This window comes from Thiocapsa sp. (assembly GCF_035467215.1).
In the GTDB taxonomy this organism is placed as follows: domain Bacteria; phylum Pseudomonadota; class Gammaproteobacteria; order Chromatiales; family Chromatiaceae; genus Thiocapsa.
The window spans coordinates 1-15,593 of record NZ_DATITZ010000207.1 but is presented as its reverse complement, the minus strand read 5'-3'; the positions used below and the strand labels follow the sequence as shown (position 1 = coordinate 15,593).

12 protein-coding genes are annotated in these 15,593 nt (G+C 64.5%); 5 read left to right on the top strand and 7 right to left on the bottom strand.

Annotated elements, in window-relative coordinates:
- Window positions 1–96 precede the first annotated feature (96 nt).
- The gene (gene uvrD, locus VLR48_RS11480) at window positions 97–2,271 is read right to left on the bottom strand and encodes a DNA helicase II (protein ID WP_325291931.1); all 2,175 of its coding nucleotides are present in this window, start codon (window positions 2,269–2,271) and stop codon (window positions 97–99) included.
- A gap of 581 nt (window positions 2,272–2,852) precedes the next feature.
- On the opposite strand from uvrD, the gene hemE reads away from it, so the two are divergent.
- Entirely contained in the window at window positions 2,853–3,917 is a 1,065-nt protein-coding gene (gene hemE / locus VLR48_RS11475) for a uroporphyrinogen decarboxylase (protein WP_325291918.1), read from the top strand.
- A 385-nt stretch (window positions 3,918–4,302) separates the two neighbouring features.
- Here hemE and VLR48_RS11470 read toward each other — a convergent pair whose 3' ends face one another.
- A complete protein-coding gene (locus tag VLR48_RS11470; RefSeq protein WP_325291917.1) occupies window positions 4,303–5,715 on the bottom strand; it encodes an FAD-dependent oxidoreductase in 1,413 nt (470 codons plus the stop codon).
- Window positions 5,716–6,067: 352 nt separating this feature from the next.
- Between VLR48_RS11470 and VLR48_RS11465 the strand changes: the two genes are divergently transcribed.
- On the top strand, window positions 6,068–6,991 hold the full coding sequence (locus VLR48_RS11465; protein ID WP_325291916.1) for a DNA ligase: 924 nt from the start codon (window positions 6,068–6,070) through the stop codon (window positions 6,989–6,991).
- Between the two features lie 218 nt (window positions 6,992–7,209).
- Here VLR48_RS11465 and VLR48_RS11460 read toward each other — a convergent pair whose 3' ends face one another.
- From VLR48_RS11460 to VLR48_RS11440, 5 genes are all read right to left on the bottom strand, one after another.
- Window positions 7,210–7,530, bottom strand: a complete 321-nt coding sequence (locus tag VLR48_RS11460) for a DUF3240 family protein (protein ID WP_325291915.1) — start codon at window positions 7,528–7,530, stop codon at window positions 7,210–7,212.
- Between the two features lie 50 nt (window positions 7,531–7,580).
- Window positions 7,581–7,979 (bottom strand): hypothetical protein, encoded by a 399-nt coding sequence (locus VLR48_RS11455; RefSeq protein ID WP_325291914.1) that lies wholly within the window; start codon window positions 7,977–7,979, stop codon window positions 7,581–7,583.
- 81 nt (window positions 7,980–8,060) lie between these two features.
- A complete protein-coding gene (locus VLR48_RS11450) occupies window positions 8,061–11,153 on the bottom strand; it encodes a CusA/CzcA family heavy metal efflux RND transporter (RefSeq protein ID WP_325291913.1) in 3,093 nt (1,030 codons plus the stop codon).
- A complete protein-coding gene (locus tag VLR48_RS11445) occupies window positions 11,153–12,268 on the bottom strand; it encodes an efflux RND transporter periplasmic adaptor subunit (protein ID WP_325291912.1) in 1,116 nt (371 codons plus the stop codon). Before VLR48_RS11445 ends, VLR48_RS11450 begins: the two co-directional genes overlap by 1 nt.
- 179 nt (window positions 12,269–12,447) lie before the next feature.
- The gene (locus VLR48_RS11440) at window positions 12,448–13,668 is read right to left on the bottom strand and encodes a TolC family protein (RefSeq protein ID WP_325291911.1); all 1,221 of its coding nucleotides are present in this window, start codon (window positions 13,666–13,668) and stop codon (window positions 12,448–12,450) included.
- A gap of 111 nt (window positions 13,669–13,779) precedes the next feature.
- Here VLR48_RS11440 and VLR48_RS11435 point away from each other — a divergent pair, with 111 nt between their 5' ends.
- The 3 genes from VLR48_RS11435 (at window position 13,780) to VLR48_RS11425 (ending at window position 15,077) form a co-directional block, all read left to right on the top strand.
- Window positions 13,780–14,079 (top strand): type II toxin-antitoxin system HicA family toxin, encoded by a 300-nt coding sequence (locus VLR48_RS11435; protein ID WP_325291910.1) that lies wholly within the window; start codon window positions 13,780–13,782, stop codon window positions 14,077–14,079.
- Window positions 14,072–14,266, top strand: coding sequence for a hypothetical protein (locus tag VLR48_RS11430; RefSeq protein ID WP_325291909.1), 195 nt, complete (start codon window positions 14,072–14,074; stop codon window positions 14,264–14,266). Before VLR48_RS11435 ends, VLR48_RS11430 begins: the two co-directional genes overlap by 8 nt.
- A gap of 607 nt (window positions 14,267–14,873) precedes the next feature.
- Window positions 14,874–15,077: a type II toxin-antitoxin system HicA family toxin gene (locus tag VLR48_RS11425; protein ID WP_325291908.1), complete on the top strand. Its 204-nt coding sequence runs from the start codon at window positions 14,874–14,876 to the stop codon at window positions 15,075–15,077.
- The last annotated feature ends 516 nt before the right edge of the window (window positions 15,078–15,593 follow it).

The following is a 15,593-nucleotide window of genomic DNA, read 5'->3' as shown; positions in this document are numbered from 1 at the left end:
GACGTGGTTTAGGATTTAGGCGATCAATGTAGAACAATTCCAGCGCGTGTCACAGCGGCGGCCGGATCGCCCGTCGTCGCACCCGAGCACAGCGCGTCAACCTGCAGGCTCGAGCCGAGCATAAGCCAGGACCAACCACTTGGCTCCGGCCTTCTGGAAATTGACCTGAATCCGGGCCGCGGATCCGCGACCCTCGCTGTTCAGGACCACGCCCTCGCCGAATTTCGGGTGGACCACACGCTGCCCGAGCCGGAAGAGACCGGCATCGCCGCTCGACATCGACGTCAAGCTCGCGCTCGGCGTCGATGTGGCGCGGCGGGTGGTGCTGCGTGCCCGGACCTCCTCGACCAATCCCGGCGGCACCTCGCGCAGGAACCGAGACGGCAGCGGGGACTCTTCCCGGCCGTAGAGCCGCCGGCTTTCAGCGTGAGTCACATAAAGCTCGCGCATCGCGCGTGTCATGCCGACATAGCAGAGTCGGCGCTCCTCTTCGAGCCGGCTCGGGTCCTCCGCCGACAGACTGTGCGGGAACAGCCCCTCTTCCAGCCCGACCAGAAAGACCACCGGAAACTCCAGGCCCTTGGCGCTGTGCAGGGTCATGAGCTGAACACTGTCCTCGAACCCGTCGGCTTGGGTATCGCCTGCTTCGAGTGCGGCATGCGCGAGAAAGACCGCTAGCGCGTCGGTCTCTTCCTCGTGCAGGTCCTCCTCGAAGCGCGCGGCCGTGTCGACCAACTGCTCCAGATTTTCCACGCGATCCTGGCCCTTGCCGTCCTTGTTCTTCTTGTAGAAATCAGGCAGGCCGGCCGCTTCGATCAAGGCGGTTACCAGCTCGTGCAACGCCAGACCTTCCCGCGCTCGGCGTTGATCCCTGACCAGATCGATAAAGCCGAGCAGTGCGGCACCGCCCCTCGGGCCCAGGACCGAGGTCCCGGTCAGATCGGCCGCCGCCTGCCAGAGCGAGACACGGGTCTCGCGTGCCTGCTGGCGCAACAGATCCAGGGTACGGGCGCCGATGCCCCGGTTGGGTGTGTTGACCACGCGCTCGAAGGCGGCATCGTCGTCCGGGTTGGCGACCAGGCGCAGATAGGCGAGCGCATCGCGAATCTCCGCACGCTCGAAGAACCGCAGCCCGCCGTAAACCCGATAGGGGATCTGGGCCTGAATCAGCGCCTCTTCGAAGAGACGTGATTGAGCCGTCGTGCGATAGAGGATGGCGCATTCGTCGCGCCGATGACCCTCGGTCTGGGTAAAGCGGCGGATTCGCTCCACCACGAAACGCGCCTCGTCGACCTCGTTGAAGGCCGTGTAGCGTCGGATCGGCTCGCCCTCGCCGTCTTGGGTCCAGAGGTTCTTGCCGAGCCGCGTCGGGTTGTGGGCAATCAGTGCGTTGGCCGCGGCCAGGATGTTGCCGCTCGAACGGTAGTTCTGCTCCAGCCGGATCACCTGCGTATTGGGATAATCGCGCTGAAAGGATTGAATATTCTCGACCTTTGCGCCGCGCCAGCCGTAGATGGACTGATCGTCGTCGCCGACGGCAAAGAGGTTGTCGTTCGCTCCGGCCAAGAGGCGCAGCCAGGCGTACTGGATGGCGTTGGTGTCCTGAAACTCGTCGACCAGGATGTGTGCGAAGCGCCGCTGGTAGTGCCCCAGGATATCCGGACGCTCGCGGAGCAGCTCCAGGGTTTTCAGCAGCAGATCGGCGAAGTCGAGCAGGCCCGAGCGTGCGAGCTCCTCCTCGTACTGACGATAAACCGCGATCATCTTGTCGGTGAAGAAATCGCCGCCGCCGTCGACGTGGCTCGGCCGCAGACCCTCGTCCTTCTGCTTGTTGATGAAACCCTGCACCTGTCGCGGCGGCCAGCGCGCCTCGTCGAGCTGCATCGCCTTGAGGATCCGCTTGATCAGACGAAATTGGTCGTCCGAATCCAGGATCTGGAAATGCTGCGGGAGCTGCGCGTCCTGCCAGTGGGCGCGCAAAAAGCGATGGGCGAGTCCGTGAAAGGTACCGACCCACATTCCGCCGATCGGCACGCCGAGCATGGTCTCGATTCGGCCGCGCATCTCCCGCGCCGCCTTGTTGGTGAAGGTGACGGCCAGCACGGCGTAGGAGGGCACCTGCTGCACCTGGACCAACCAGGCGATGCGATGGACCAGGACGCGGGTCTTGCCCGATCCGGCACCGGCGAGCACGAGAAGGTTACCGGACTCGGCGGCGACGGCCGCGCGCTGAGCGTCGTTGAGGGGATCGAGAAGGGCGGAGACATCCATCGCCTGGATTCTACTAAACCAGCTCCGGCATGACATGTGTTGTTGTCGTGTTGCTCGACGTAGGGAACGCAAGACCAAGGGCAGGACCGAGACAGAAAAGGCTTTTTGCTTCAGTTTGTTGGACGATCCTCGGCGTCCTGGGTGCGAAACCGGCAGGGTTCCGGCGGGATCCTTATTCAAAATAGTTTAAATAAAAAGACAGTAATCTTAATAAGCTTTGTGGATAACTCAAAAGTGTCGAAAAAATATTAAAAATCAATTTTTTGAGCCCATTTTTCGCTGTTCCCCGATTGCTGCTCAACCTGTGCGTAACCGGTGTGCAGAAAAAGGCCGTCAAGAGGATCACACCTTATCCACAGACTTGTAGCATCTATCGTCAACAGACTTATACAGTCGGCCGACCCTTGCCCCTCCGCCTGACGAGCGGTCGCTACCGGCCTGCTGTACGGCCCGGCGTTCGCAACGGACCGGCTGACTTGGGCTCCTCCGGCCTTCGCAGCCTCGTCACGAGCGAAACCCGTAGTAGAATGAGCGCCCAAACCACCGAGACTCTTCTTCCTCGACTGCCCAGGTCTTGCTTCATGACGCCACTCATCAATGACACCTTCCTCCGTGCAGTGATGCGCGAACCCGTTGAATACACGCCGGTTTGGATGATGCGCCAAGCAGGCCGTTATCTGCCCGAGTACCGTGCGACGCGCGCGAAGGCCGGCAGCTTCATGGATCTGTGCAAGAACCCGGAGCTGGCCTGCGAGGTTACGCTGCAGCCGTTGGAGCGTTTTCCGTTGGATGCCGCCATCCTCTTCTCGGACATCCTGACGGTGCCGGACGCGATGGGGCTGGGTCTGTATTTCGCGGAAGGAGAGGGGCCGCATTTCGAGCGGCCGGTGCGCACGCAGGCCGATGTCGATCGGATCGCCGTGCCGGATCCGGAAGACGAGCTGCGCTACGTGATGGATGCCGTCTCGACGATTCGTCGCGAGCTCGCCGGACGCGTGCCCTTGATCGGCTTCTCCGGAAGCCCTTGGACCTTAGCGACCTACATGGTCGAGGGCGGCGGCGCGAAGAACTTCTCGCATGTGAAGGGGATGATGTTCGACCGTCCGGATCTGCTTCACGCACTGTTGGCGAAGACCGCGGACGCCGTGATCGCTTATCTGAACGCGCAGATTGCCCGCGGCGCGCAGGCGACCATGATCTTCGATACCTGGGGCGGCGCGCTGGCGCCGGCCAACTACCGCGAGTTCTCCCTCGCCTACATGCAGCGCGTGGTTGAGGGTTTGAATCGCGAGGCGGAGGGACGCGCCGTTCCGGTGATCCTCTTCACCAAGAACGGCGGTCAGTGGCTGAATCACATGGCCGACACCGGCTGCGACGGACTCGGCGTGGACTGGACGACGGATCTGGCCGACGCGCGCATCCTGACCGGCGACCGTGTCTCGCTTCAGGGCAATCTCGACCCCTGCGCGCTCTACGCCTCACCCGAGCGGATCCGCGACGAGGTCGCGCGCGTGCTGGCCAGCTACGGCAAGGGTCCGGGCCATGTTTTCAATCTCGGACACGGGATCACGCCGGACGTGAATCCGGAGCACGCGGGGGCGATGGTTGCCGCGGTGCATGAGCTCAGTCGGCCCTACCACCGCTAAACCGCGTCTGGTGCGACAGGGAATGTTTTTTGACTGGGCTCGCGGTTGCGCGAGCCCATGAGCTTGGTCGGGACGCGGTTTAGGACATTTTTTCGAAAGGGTTGCCCTGGCTCGGCTCTGAGTCGCCGCCCGGATGCTGGGCCTTGATGATAAACCGCCGGTAGGGACGAGCGAGAGCGAAGTCCACCGAACCCCGCGTCGGCGCTGGTGGACTGCGCTGCGCCTGTCGACGCTACGGCGCATACCGACCAGAAAGCTCTCGCTTTCAATCCTTATCTTCGCTTTGCTTTTAACCTCTGAATCGCGTCCGCTTAAACGCTTCAGGTTATGCCGAGGATGAAACCGCCCTCAAACCAAGCAGACGCCTTTGAGGACGCGATTCATTTTAGACCGCCTCCGCGAGCGGCACCGCCGTCGATGTGTCGCCGTGCCAGCGCGTATCTTCGTACCCCATCAGAAGCTCACGAGCCAAGCCCTGCTCGTCGATTCGGGCACCCAGATAGGCGGCGATCGAGCGCATGTCGGTCTCGCCGCTGCCCAGACAACTGGTACCGCCCGGCGACGGGGTCATGTTGAAGATGAGACCGGCATCGTTGGCGATCTTGGCCTCGCCCATCCGCAGCTTGCCGGACTCCTTGTCGATCAACTGGGGCCGCAGCCCGCCGAAGCGCTCCGCGTAGCTGATGTCGGCCGCCTTGATCGAGGGGACGATCTTGCGGATCTCGCGAACGAAGAGATGGCGATTCAGGCCCGGCACCTCGTAGAGGAGGTTGCGCAGGATGTAGTGGCGTATATCGCGCTCTTTGAGCATGTCCCAAAAGGCGGCGGCAACCCGTCGATCGAACCTCAGGACCTTGAAGAACTCCGGGATGCTGTCGCGGTTGTAGCGCTCGAGCATCGGCAGCATGAAAGCGGTCGGCCCGAAGCGGGTCTTGCCGGTTTCCTTGATGTCGTGGTCGCCGTGGACCGCGGCGAACGGCAGGCTTGGATTCTGGACGGTGTAGACCTTGCCGTTCAGTGCCTCGGGGGCGAAATAGAAGGATCCGGCGACCGGCATGCAGGAGTATTCCAAGCCCAGCCCCATCTCCTGCGCCATCAAGAGCGAGTGTCCGCCCGCGCAGACCACGAGTGCCCGCGCCTTCAATAGGCCTCGGTTGGTCTCCAAGACGTAATCCGGGCCGTCACGGCGGATCTTATCGACCTTGGTCGAGAACAACTGGGTGATCTGCTTGGAGGTTTGTCGGTCCAACCGCACGCAATCGGCCGAGAAGGATTGGGCCAGGGCCTGGAAGTCGACGGCACAGTAATCATCCCGTGTGCCCGTAGCGACAATCTCCTCCTTGCGCCAGGTCCCGTCCACGCGTGCGACGTTGGGCTCGATGTCTGCGATCTCCTTGCGCTCGAGCAGCTCCATCCGCGGATAGAGCCCCTTGAAGCGCTCGTAGCGGTCGCGGATGTAGCGACATTCGGTCTCGCCCACGCCCAGCACCATCTTGGGCATCCGGTGGATGATGCGATCGCGATCGCGCGGTGCGAGCTTGGTCGCGTAGTTGATGACCATGTAGGCGGTGCGCTTGATGGCGCGTGCCTTCTCCAGGGTGTAGTTGGTCTCGATGTCGCCGCAGTGGATGGTTTGGCTGTTGTTGTGCGCGTGTGAGTTGACCGTGGCGATGCTGTCGTATTTTTCGACCAGACAGAGGCGGTTCAGATCGGTGAATTTCGCCAACTGATAAAGGAGAGCGGTACCGGTGACACCGGCACCGACGATGAGGACGTCGTAGTGAGTCGAAGCAGTCATGGTCTTGTGGTCCTGACAAGCGGCCGTGCAGCCGAGCGCTCGGGTCAAACGTCGGGAGGTCTTCCGGACGATTTTTGTGCAGCGCAACAATACCGTCACGTTAGCCCATGTCGGCACAGGAAAGAATGCCGCGGGACGGATTTAATGTATTGAGTAAAACAATCGGGTTTTGGGAAGGTTCCTGCGGAAGACAATCCAGGGCGTCGTGGTTTAGCGCCTGCAGGGTCGGTCGGCGCGCACGAAGCTGTGTCGCTTCCAGGGCGGAATCGGATCCATTTCGTGTAATTCGATTTTGTGTCGCTCGGCGGATGAGCTACAGTGTCGTCATCGCGAAATAAACTAAAAGTGTTCGATGTTGCGCCTGTCCAGTCTTCGCTTCGGACTCTTGCTGCTTCTTCTCGACATGCTGCGCGGTCATGCCGGCGCAACGACCGAGGGGGCAATCGCTGCCGGGAATGTGTCGTCGACCTCGCGCGCAACGGCGAGCGAGTCGTCGACAACGCCGTTGCCCGGCCTGGCACTGGGCGAGGTGTATCGTCCCGGCGTCGATCTGGACCATTACCTGGTCAGCGAGAAGCTCGACGGCGTTCGCGGTTACTGGAACGGCCGCAGTCTCATCACGCGCGGCGGCATGCCGATCGCGGCGCCCGCCTGGTTTACGAGCGATTTCCCCGCGGTTGCGCTCGACGGGGAGCTCTGGATGGGCCGCGGCACCTTTGCCCTGCTGTCGGGCACGGTACGACGCTCCGAGCCGGATGAAGACGCCTGGCGTCGTGTCCGCTACAGGGTGTTCGATCTGCCCGACTACCCGGGCGATTTCGAGACGCGCCTGAGCGCGTTGCGCGCTCTCCTCGCGACCTCGCCGAGCCCTTTTCTCGATCTGGTCGAGCAGACCCGCGTTGCGGATCATGACGCCTTGATGGTCGCGTTGGAGCAGGTGGTCGCTGCGGGCGGGGAGGGCTTGATGCTGCATCGACGCGACTCGCTCTACCGCATCGGTCGCTCCGCCGATCTACTCAAGGTCAAACCTTATCTGGAAGCCGACGCTCGGGTGATCGCCCATCTCCCGGGCCGAGGGCGACACGAAGGCCGGTTGGGCGCGCTGGTGGTCGAGGAGGCGGACGGCACCCGCTTTCGGCTCGGCACCGGTTTCAGCGATGTCGAGCGCGACGATCCGCCGCCCGTGGGCAGTGTCGTCAACTTCAAGTACCACGGGCGCACGGTCAACGGCCTGCCCCGTTTCGCGAGCTTCCTGCGGCGGGTCGAAACCCTTTAGGCGGCCGGTGTCCGTGGACCGGTCCGGGAGGCTGCCGCGGTTTAAGGTGATTTCCGGGAATCAACGTCCAAACTGCACATGGCCGGAAGAACTGAACGGGCTGTAGGTGCGAATTTATTCGCACACACGCCCGCACACAGGCCGGAGTCGGCCGCGAGGCGATTGGCGAAGCTACCATGCAGGCTGTGCGAATAAATTCGCACCTACAGGCTGGTCGTTCATTTCCCGGATATCGGGTCGCCCAATCGACCCTGCGCGGCGGCAGGCACCAGCCAGTAGTGGATACCGCTTCCCCCGAAATCCTCGGCCAATCCCGCGAGCACCGCTCGAGCGGTCTCCTCCGGGAGCAGCAGCATGAACATCACCCGACGACTGCGCCCGGCGACCTGCTCCGCGGTGGTCATGGAACGCTCGGACGAGCCGTGCCCGGCGACCGCGCTGCTGGTGAAACCGGGGATGTCCTCGCGCTCCAGAAGCCACTCGACGAGTGCGTCCTCGGCCTGTAGCGGGACAATCAGATGAAGCAGTTGGTGCGGCATGTGTCGGTCTCCGATCGGGGCTGGAATCGCATCGACTCGCCTGCGGGCGATCAGCGCCCGGCCGCGGCCTGACCGACACGGTGAGCCACCTCGATTGCCGCGGTCCCGGACGGCACATCCGGTACCAGCGTGCTGAAGCTGGCCTTCTGCGGATTGGCCCGCGTCGGTGAGTAGTGGACCATGTAGGTGTCTTTCTGCGCGAGCACCGAGCCTGCCTCGTCCAGCAGTTTGATCTCGACATGGCCCAGCATGCGCCCCGTATGTGGCTGGCGTTTAGCCACCCAACCCTTCACCTCGAGCCCCTCCGGCGAGACTCGATAGGTGACGTCGGTCGGGATCACCGATGTCGTGTCGTCGATCAGCAGCTTCAGATCGGCCGCATGGCTCGACATCACCGCCCCCGTCATCAGCAACAGTGCAGCCAGGGTATTCAAGGTTGTTTTCGACATGGTCTTTGTCCTCCGTAAGGTCATGAGTCCCTGTTGTCGGGCGTCGCCCCTATTGGAGAGGATTGCGTCGCCCTCGAATCGTTAGACCCGTTCCGCACCGAAACGTCGGTAGAGGATCGGCAACAGGATGAGTGTGAGCAGGGTGGCCGAGACCAATCCGCCGATGACGACGATCGCCAGCGGGCGCTGGATCTCGGATCCGGGGCCGGTTGCGAAGAGCAGCGGCACCAGCCCGAAGGCCGCGATGCTTGCGGTCATGAGCACCGGGCGCAGGCGCCGCCGCGCCCCTTCGACGACCACTTCCTGCATGGGTCGGCCGAGCGCGCGCAGCTGATTGAAATAGGTGACCATCACCACGCCGTTCAACACCGCGATGCCGAGCAGGGCGATGAAGCCGACCGAGGCCGGCACCGAGAGATATTCACCGGTGAGTGCCAGTGCGAAGACGCCGCCGATCATGGCGAAGGGCACGTTCGACAGGACCAAGGCGGCCTGTTTCACCGAGCCGAAGGTCGAGAAGAGCACCAGGAAGATCAGCACCAGCGCGACCGGCACCACCAGGGCGAGGCGGGCCGCGGCGCGCTGCTGGTTCTCGAACTCGCCGCCCCACTCCAACCGATAGCCGGGCGGCAGCTCCACCTGCTCGGCGACCGCCGCACGTGCCTCGGCGACGAAGCCCACCAGGTCACGCCCGTCGACGTTGGCGATGGCGACCGCCATGCGGCTGCCGCGCTCGCGCCCGATCGCCACCGGTCCCTCCATGCGCTCGATCCGCACCAGGTTGTTCAGCGGCACGGCGCGCCCGTCGGGCAGCGACACCTGGAGCCCGGCAAAGCGTGCGGGCGACTCGCGCAGCGCCTCGGGACCGCGCACCAGCAGCGGGCGGCGCTTGCCTTCGACATCCAGGGTCCCGACGGTCAACCCCTCGACTTGGGCGCGCAGCAGATCGGCCAAGGCGTCCGCGTCCACCCCGAGTCGCCCGGCCTCCAGACGGTCGACCACCAGATTCAGGTATTGGGCGCCGTCGTTGCGCGGCGTGTAGACATCCTGCGAGCCGGATATGCCTTCCAGTACCCCGACGATCTGCTCGGCGAGCCCGTTGAGCGTGTCCGAGTCCGGCCCGAAGATCTTCACCGCCAGATCGCCGCGCACCCCGGTCAGCATCTCGGAGACGCGCATCTCGATCGGTTGCGTAAAGGCGTAGTCCATCCCGGGGAAGCGATCCAGCACCGCGCGGATGGCGTCCATCAGCTCGTCCTTGGTCGTGAAGCGCCAGGTCTCGTGCGGTTTGAGCACCAGGAAGCTGTCGGTCTGATTCAGCCCCATGGGGTCGAGACCCAGCTCGTCCGAGCCGGTGCGGGCGATGATCGACTCGACCTCCGGCACCTCGGCGAGGATGGCCGACTGGACGCGTTGGTCGATGGCGATGGACTCGGCCAGGTTGATCGAGGGGAGCTTCTCCAACTGGACGATCAGATCGCCCTCGTCCATGGTCGGCATGAAGGACTTGCCGACCTGGGTGTAGAGCGCGCCCGCGGCGATCAGCAGGGCCAGCGCCCCGCCCAGCAGAACCCACTGATGACGCAGGCTCCAGTCGAGCACCGGGACATAGATCCGGGTCAGGATGCGCACCAGCCAGGGTTCGGCGTGCTCGACCTCGCCATGACTCGCACCGGCCCCTTTCCCCAACAGATAGGACGCCAGCACCGGGATGACCGTCAGCGAGAGCAGCAACGAGCTGGCGAGCGCGAAGACGATGGTCAGCGCGACCGGCATGAAGAGCTTGCCCTCCAGACCCTGCAGCGTCAGCAAGGGCAGGAAGACGATGATGATGACCAGGATCCCGGAGGAGACCGGCAACGCCACCTCGCGGGTGGCCCGATAGAGGATGTGCAGACGCGGCAGGCGTCCGCCGGCGCTGCCCCGATTGAGATGCGTGACCAGGTTTTCGACCACCACCACGGCCGCATCCACCAACATGCCGATGGCGATCGTCAGCCCACCCAGCGACATGAGATTGGCCGATAGCCCGAACTGGCGCATCAGGATGAAGGTCGCCAGGGCCGAGAGCGGCAGGATCAAGGCGACCGTGAGGGCCGCGCGCAGATCGCCCAGAAAGAGCACCAGTAGGATCAAGACCAAAACCGTCGCCTCGATCAGCGCCTTGGTGACGGTGTGGATCGCTTTGTCGACCAGGACACCGCGATCGTAGAAGACATCGACGCTCACGCCCTTGGGCAGCGCCGGCGCCAGCTCGTCGAGCTTGGCATGGATGCCGCGCACGACCTCGCGCGCATTGGCGCCGCGCAGGGCCAGCACCAGGCCCTCGACCGCCTCCCCGCTGCCGTTGCGCGTCACCGCGCCGTAGCGGGTCAGGGCGCCGAAACGCACCTCGGCGATATCGGCGACCCGCACCGGTTGGCGGGCATCGCCCCCGACCACGATGGCGCCGAGATCCTCCAGCGTCTTGATCGCGCCTTGGCTGCGGACCAGCAACACCTCTTCGCCCGCGCTCAGGCGACCGGCGCCGTCGTTGCGGTTGTTCGCCGTGATCGCCGCGGTCAGATCCGCCAGCCGGATCCCCCGCGCGGCCATGCGGGCGTTGTCCGGCACCACCTCGAAGCTGGTGACCAGGCCGCCGAGCGCATTCACATCGGCCACGCCGGGCACGGCGCGCAGGGCTGGGCGGATGGTCCAGTCGAGCAGATCGCGGCGCGCCTCCAGGGTCAGATCCCCGCCCTCGATGCTGAACATGAACATCTCCCCGAGCGGCGTGGTCATGGGCGCAAGCCCGCCTTCCACGCCGTCGGGCAGATCGCCCCAGATGCCGCCGAGCCGCTCGGCCACCTGTTGACGCGCCCAATAGATGTCCGTGCCCTCGGCGAAATCCAGGGTGATGTCGGTCAGGGCATACTTGGCGATGGAGCGCAGCATCGTCTGGTTCGGGATGCCGAGCATCTCCAACTCGATCCGATTGGTGATGCGCGTCTCCACCTCCTCGGGCGTCATCCCCGGCGCCTTCACGATGATCTTCACCTGGGTAGTGGAGACATCCGGGAAGGCATCGATCGGGGTGGCTTTGAAGGCCATCCAGCCGCCGCCGATGAGCGCCAGCATGGCCAGCAACATCAGAAGCCGCTGGGTCAGCGCGAACTGGATCAGACGGGCGAGCATTATTCGGCGCCCCCGAGCCAGGCCGCCTTCACGGCGACGACACCCGTGACCGCGAGGCGGTCGGCCGCCGTCAGCTCACCCGCGACCACGGCACTTCCTTCCTCCTCGGCGAGCACCCGCACCGGGAGCGCTTCGAAGCCGCCGTCCCGATTCACGAACACATAGGCGTTCCCCGCGTGGCGTACCACGGACTCCAGCGGGACGCGCCAACTCTCGCCAGGAGCCTCCGCGCTCAACTGGACCTCGACGAATTGACCCGGACGCAGACGCTCGGCCCCATCGGTGATCTCGGCGCGCACCAGCACGCCTTGGTCCTGACCATGGACCATCCGCCCGATGGTCACGATGGTCCCGGCGGTGTCCTCGCGGGGCAGGACGACGCGCCCGCCTTCCTGTAGCCCGAGGATGCGCTCCACCGGCACATGGATCTCCAGCCACAAGGGGTTGAGCTCGGCCACGCGATAGAGCGGCGCTGCGGTCGCGACCGACTGGCCCGTGCTGACCATCTGCTCCAACACCACGCCGCCGATCGGTGCGCGTACTGGGAGTCGACTGGTCAGCCGCCGGGTCCGCGCCAGGCTCATGATGTCCTCGCTGCCGAAACCGGCCAGCTCAAGCAACTGAAGACGTTGCTCGACCATCGTCGTCAGCTCGCGCTGCTTGGACTGGCTCTCCAGCAGACGCCGCTCGGCGATCACGCCTTCGCGGAACAGGGTCCGGTCGCGGGCCAGCTCGGTTTCGATCAGCTCGAGCCGCGTCAATGACTCCAGATACTGACTCTGGGCGTCCACCAGCTCGGGACTGCGCAGCTCGGCCAGGACTTGGCCGACCTCGACCCGCTCACCCTCGGCGACCAGAAGACTCTCCAACACGCCGCTCTGCGGCGCCGCCACCACGCGCATCTGCCGGTTCGGCACCGCCACCTCGGCCGGGTAACGCCGGGTCAGGGTCTCGGCGGCCGGGACCGGGGCGGTCAAGGTGATGCCGAACGCGCTCTGCTGGTCGGCATCCACGGCGATCAGGCTCGCGGCCGAGACGGTGCCGCCCTGGGCCAGCATGGCGAGGAGAAAGCAGAGGATCGGCGTTAGGGGGAGCCTCCAGCCTCCAGCCTGCACCCCCCAGCCTCCTGCTCCCAGCCTCCTGCTGCTTTCCGCAAGCCGGATGCCGCGGCGACCCTGACGGGACCTGACCTCGGACCCGACAAAGCAGGGCAACCCCGTAGCTGGAAGCTGGCGGCAGGGGGCTGGCGGCTGCTTCTGCCCCATTTCTGCATCGACAACACGACGGATAAGGCTCATTCCGGGATCACTCCTAAGGCTTGATTGAGCCGGGCCAGGGCGCGGCCCTGCTCCAGGCGACGCAGCTCCAGATCCATGCTCGCCTCGCGAGCGCGCTCCTCGGCACGCAGCAGCTCGGCAAGATCGGTCTCGCCCAGATCAAAGGCGCGACGCATCAGACGCAGCGCGTCTTGGGCGAGCGCATGACGGCGCTCGGCCACGGATAGGGCCTCGGCCGCGCCGAGACGCTCGATGCCGGCGCTGGCCAGCGCCTGCTCGGCCTCCAGGCGGATGCGATGCAGCTCGGTGAGACGCTCGGTGTAGGTCCGCTCGGCCGACGCCAGTGCAGGCGCCGATTGGCTGGCGAGACCGAAAGGCATGCTGACTTCGATCTGCAAGGAATCCAGGGCATCTGCGCCGCGCAGCTCTTGCGTGCGCTTGCCGCCGAGGCTCAGGGTCGGATGGCCGCGTCGGTCCACCCCGACCTGCTTGCGGTCGGCGCGCGCACGGGCGAGGGCGCCGTCGCTGTCGGCCAGCAGCGGATGGTTCGGCGGCAGCACCGGCGCTGTGTCGGATGTCGGCGGCGGGGATTCGGTAAGGGGCTCTGGCAGGCGGTCGGTGCCGGTCAGTTGCCGATAGGCGTCATGCGCACGTCGGGCCTCGACCTGCGCGGACTGCAGATCCACCTCGCGGCCGAGTGTCTCCTGACGGGCCATCAAGAGATCGACCCGCGCAAGCTCCCCGGCCGTCGTGCGTTTGGCGACGGTTGCTTCCAGGGCACGCGATGCCTCCAGCGCGATCTCGGCCTGGCGCAGCCGGCCCTCGGCGAAGGCGGCCTCCCAGGCCGCCTGTCGAACCCGCCCGGCCATCTCCCAGCGCAGCAGACGCTCCAGCGTTCCGGCTTGGCTGTCGACTGCGCCGGCCACCTCGCGACGGGCACCGCGCTGCCCCGGCAGCCAGAGCGGCAGATCGACCATCGCCTCCCATTCGTTGGCTCCGCCGCCCTCGGTCAATTCATCGGACAGATATTTCACCCGCAGCGCGGGATCCTGCGCGACGAGACTTCCCGCCTGCGTGCGGATCGCATCCGCCTCCCGCCGAGCGGCGGTCACCCGCGGCGTCTGCTCTGCGAGCGCCAGCGCGGCGCCGACCGCCTCGGCGAGGGTCGTCGCCGCGGCACTGCCGGCGCCGGTCAGCAGCAGACCGATCAACGGGATGATGAGAAGTGGACGGGACATGGCTCCGATCGCGACCTGCGTGAGGTGGACACGAGGGAGAGACTAGGGGGTCAAACTGAATCGGTGCTGAATCCGGGGGCGCGCTGAAGAAAGACGCGGTCGAGAGCTGAGATGGCGATCTGCTATCGTCGTGAGGTGAGCCGGCGCCGGCGACGGAGCCGCTTGCCGGATCTTCACGGACCCCGCTCCCGCGAACATTCGATGGAGGGAGATCGAGCACTCATGCGGGCGCTTGGCACCGAGGTCAGTGAAGGCGCCGGAAGCCGAGTGCGGGTTGCTCTCAAGGGTGCCCGCCCGGTGTTTCACCGCCCGCACCCGAGTCCGCAGACCAAACGCGGGGCCGTGCGGTCCGTAGGGGCATTCCTCGAAGCGGCGGGTACAACACCTCCCGGGGAGCAAGACGATGCTTGAATACAAGGGCTATGTGGGAACCGTCGAGCCGGACGAGGGCGCGTTCATCGGGCGAGTAGTAGGTCTTAGAGATGTGATCACGTTCGAGGGTGAGACCTATCGTGAGGTCGAGCAAGCCTTTCGCGACAGCATTGACGATTACCTCGCCTTCTGTGCGGAACGCCCTGTCTCGTCGGAAATCGGGTAGCAACCCGATCGCACATTCAAAGGCAGGATGCCGCTGCGGCAGACACCCGAGGTTCATCGTCGCGCCGCCCCGCGAGCCGAGGCTCCACCTTCATTCGAGTGCCGGCAGCACTTAGCGTGCGGTGACCGGCAGCGAACCGCACCGTCGCCTTCCCGGCCGGGACTTGCGCCACGTCAACAAGCCGCAGTTGCAGCGTGTCCACCGAATGGCGAAACTCCCAACCGACCCACTGAGACCGGCTCAAGACCTGTTGTTGCAGGTCGCCCGTTAGTTCCGCTTCGCACAAAAGCGACAAGGACTCCGGGCGTACCTCGCGAAGACATGCCTCGAACCGGCGCAAGTACCCCGCGCGTATCATATCGGGCACAGCGCTTGGCGCGAACGGATCGAGATAGCGATCCCAATTGGGGGGCATCACGTCATCGCGGCGCTTGCGGGGTCCGATGGGCGCAGGCATGGTTGAAGATAGGACGGCAGGGGTGAACTTCCGTCTAGCACCCGGACATCCTATTGCGGTCGAGCGCACGGGTGGCCCGCGTCAGTCTAGGTCGGACGTGGCCCGTGCCAACCTAGAACACGTTGGACTCACGAAAAAACAGGCGAATCGATGCCCCAGAAAATTCGTGACCTCTTGGCGGCCCTCAGGGATGCAGGCTTTGAAGAGATCCCGGGCGCAGGCAAAGGCTCCCACCGAAAACTTGTCCATCAAAAGTATGCAGGTGCGGTAACCGTAAGCGGCAAGACCGGTGACGACGCAAAACGCTACCAAGAAAAGCAGGTTGCGCAGGCAATCGAAATGGTGAGCAAATGAAAGATTTCGACAAATACCACAAATGGGTGGAGTGGAGTGATGAGGATCAAGTGTACATTGGAAAGTGCCCTGATCTGATTACCGGCATACATGGTGACGATCCCATCGCTCTCTATGGTGAGCTTTGCGACGTCGTGCAGGATGTCGTAAAACATCTCAAAGCGGAGGGCCGGGCACTCCCGCCGCCACGGGTTCGCCCCATGAGCGAGGTTGCGTAAATCGCCAAAAACCGGACCCCTTTGTTGCTACGATTCGCCAGCACCTTAAATGACGCTGGCCCCTTTCTGGCCCCTTTTCTCTTTTTTCTCTCTCAATCGTTAGGGCATCTAGAACCAAACCGAAGCAATATGAATCACAACTCGTCAGAAGAAGATATTTTGTAACTGTTCAGGACAGCTTGCCAAACAATCCCCTGGGAGGGTAAGTTTGCAACATGTCTAAGCCGCCATCGACAACCGACAGCCCCGACAGCAAAGATGCCGAACTGGCGCGGTTGCGGGCGCAGACCGCCGAGCA

Coding starts and splice junctions, on each gene's coding strand:
- VLR48_RS11455 (WP_325291914.1), bottom strand. CDS start 7,979: ATGTCGAAAACAACCTTGAATACCCTGGCTGCACTGTTGCTGATGACG.
- uvrD (WP_325291931.1), bottom strand. CDS start 2,271: ATGGATGTCTCCGCCCTTCTCGATCCCCTCAACGACGCTCAGCGCGCG.
- VLR48_RS11440 (WP_325291911.1), bottom strand. CDS start 13,668: ATGTCCCGTCCACTTCTCATCATCCCGTTGATCGGTCTGCTGCTGACC.
- VLR48_RS11435 (WP_325291910.1), top strand. CDS start 13,780: ATGGCGATCTGCTATCGTCGTGAGGTGAGCCGGCGCCGGCGACGGAGC.
- VLR48_RS11470 (WP_325291917.1), bottom strand. CDS start 5,715: ATGACTGCTTCGACTCACTACGACGTCCTCATCGTCGGTGCCGGTGTC.
- VLR48_RS11450 (WP_325291913.1), bottom strand. CDS start 11,153: ATGCTCGCCCGTCTGATCCAGTTCGCGCTGACCCAGCGGCTTCTGATG.
- hemE (WP_325291918.1), top strand. CDS start 2,853: ATGACGCCACTCATCAATGACACCTTCCTCCGTGCAGTGATGCGCGAA.
- VLR48_RS11460 (WP_325291915.1), bottom strand. CDS start 7,530: ATGCCGCACCAACTGCTTCATCTGATTGTCCCGCTACAGGCCGAGGAC.
- VLR48_RS11425 (WP_325291908.1), top strand. CDS start 14,874: ATGCCCCAGAAAATTCGTGACCTCTTGGCGGCCCTCAGGGATGCAGGC.
- VLR48_RS11465 (WP_325291916.1), top strand. CDS start 6,068: ATGTTGCGCCTGTCCAGTCTTCGCTTCGGACTCTTGCTGCTTCTTCTC.
- VLR48_RS11430 (WP_325291909.1), top strand. CDS start 14,072: ATGCTTGAATACAAGGGCTATGTGGGAACCGTCGAGCCGGACGAGGGC.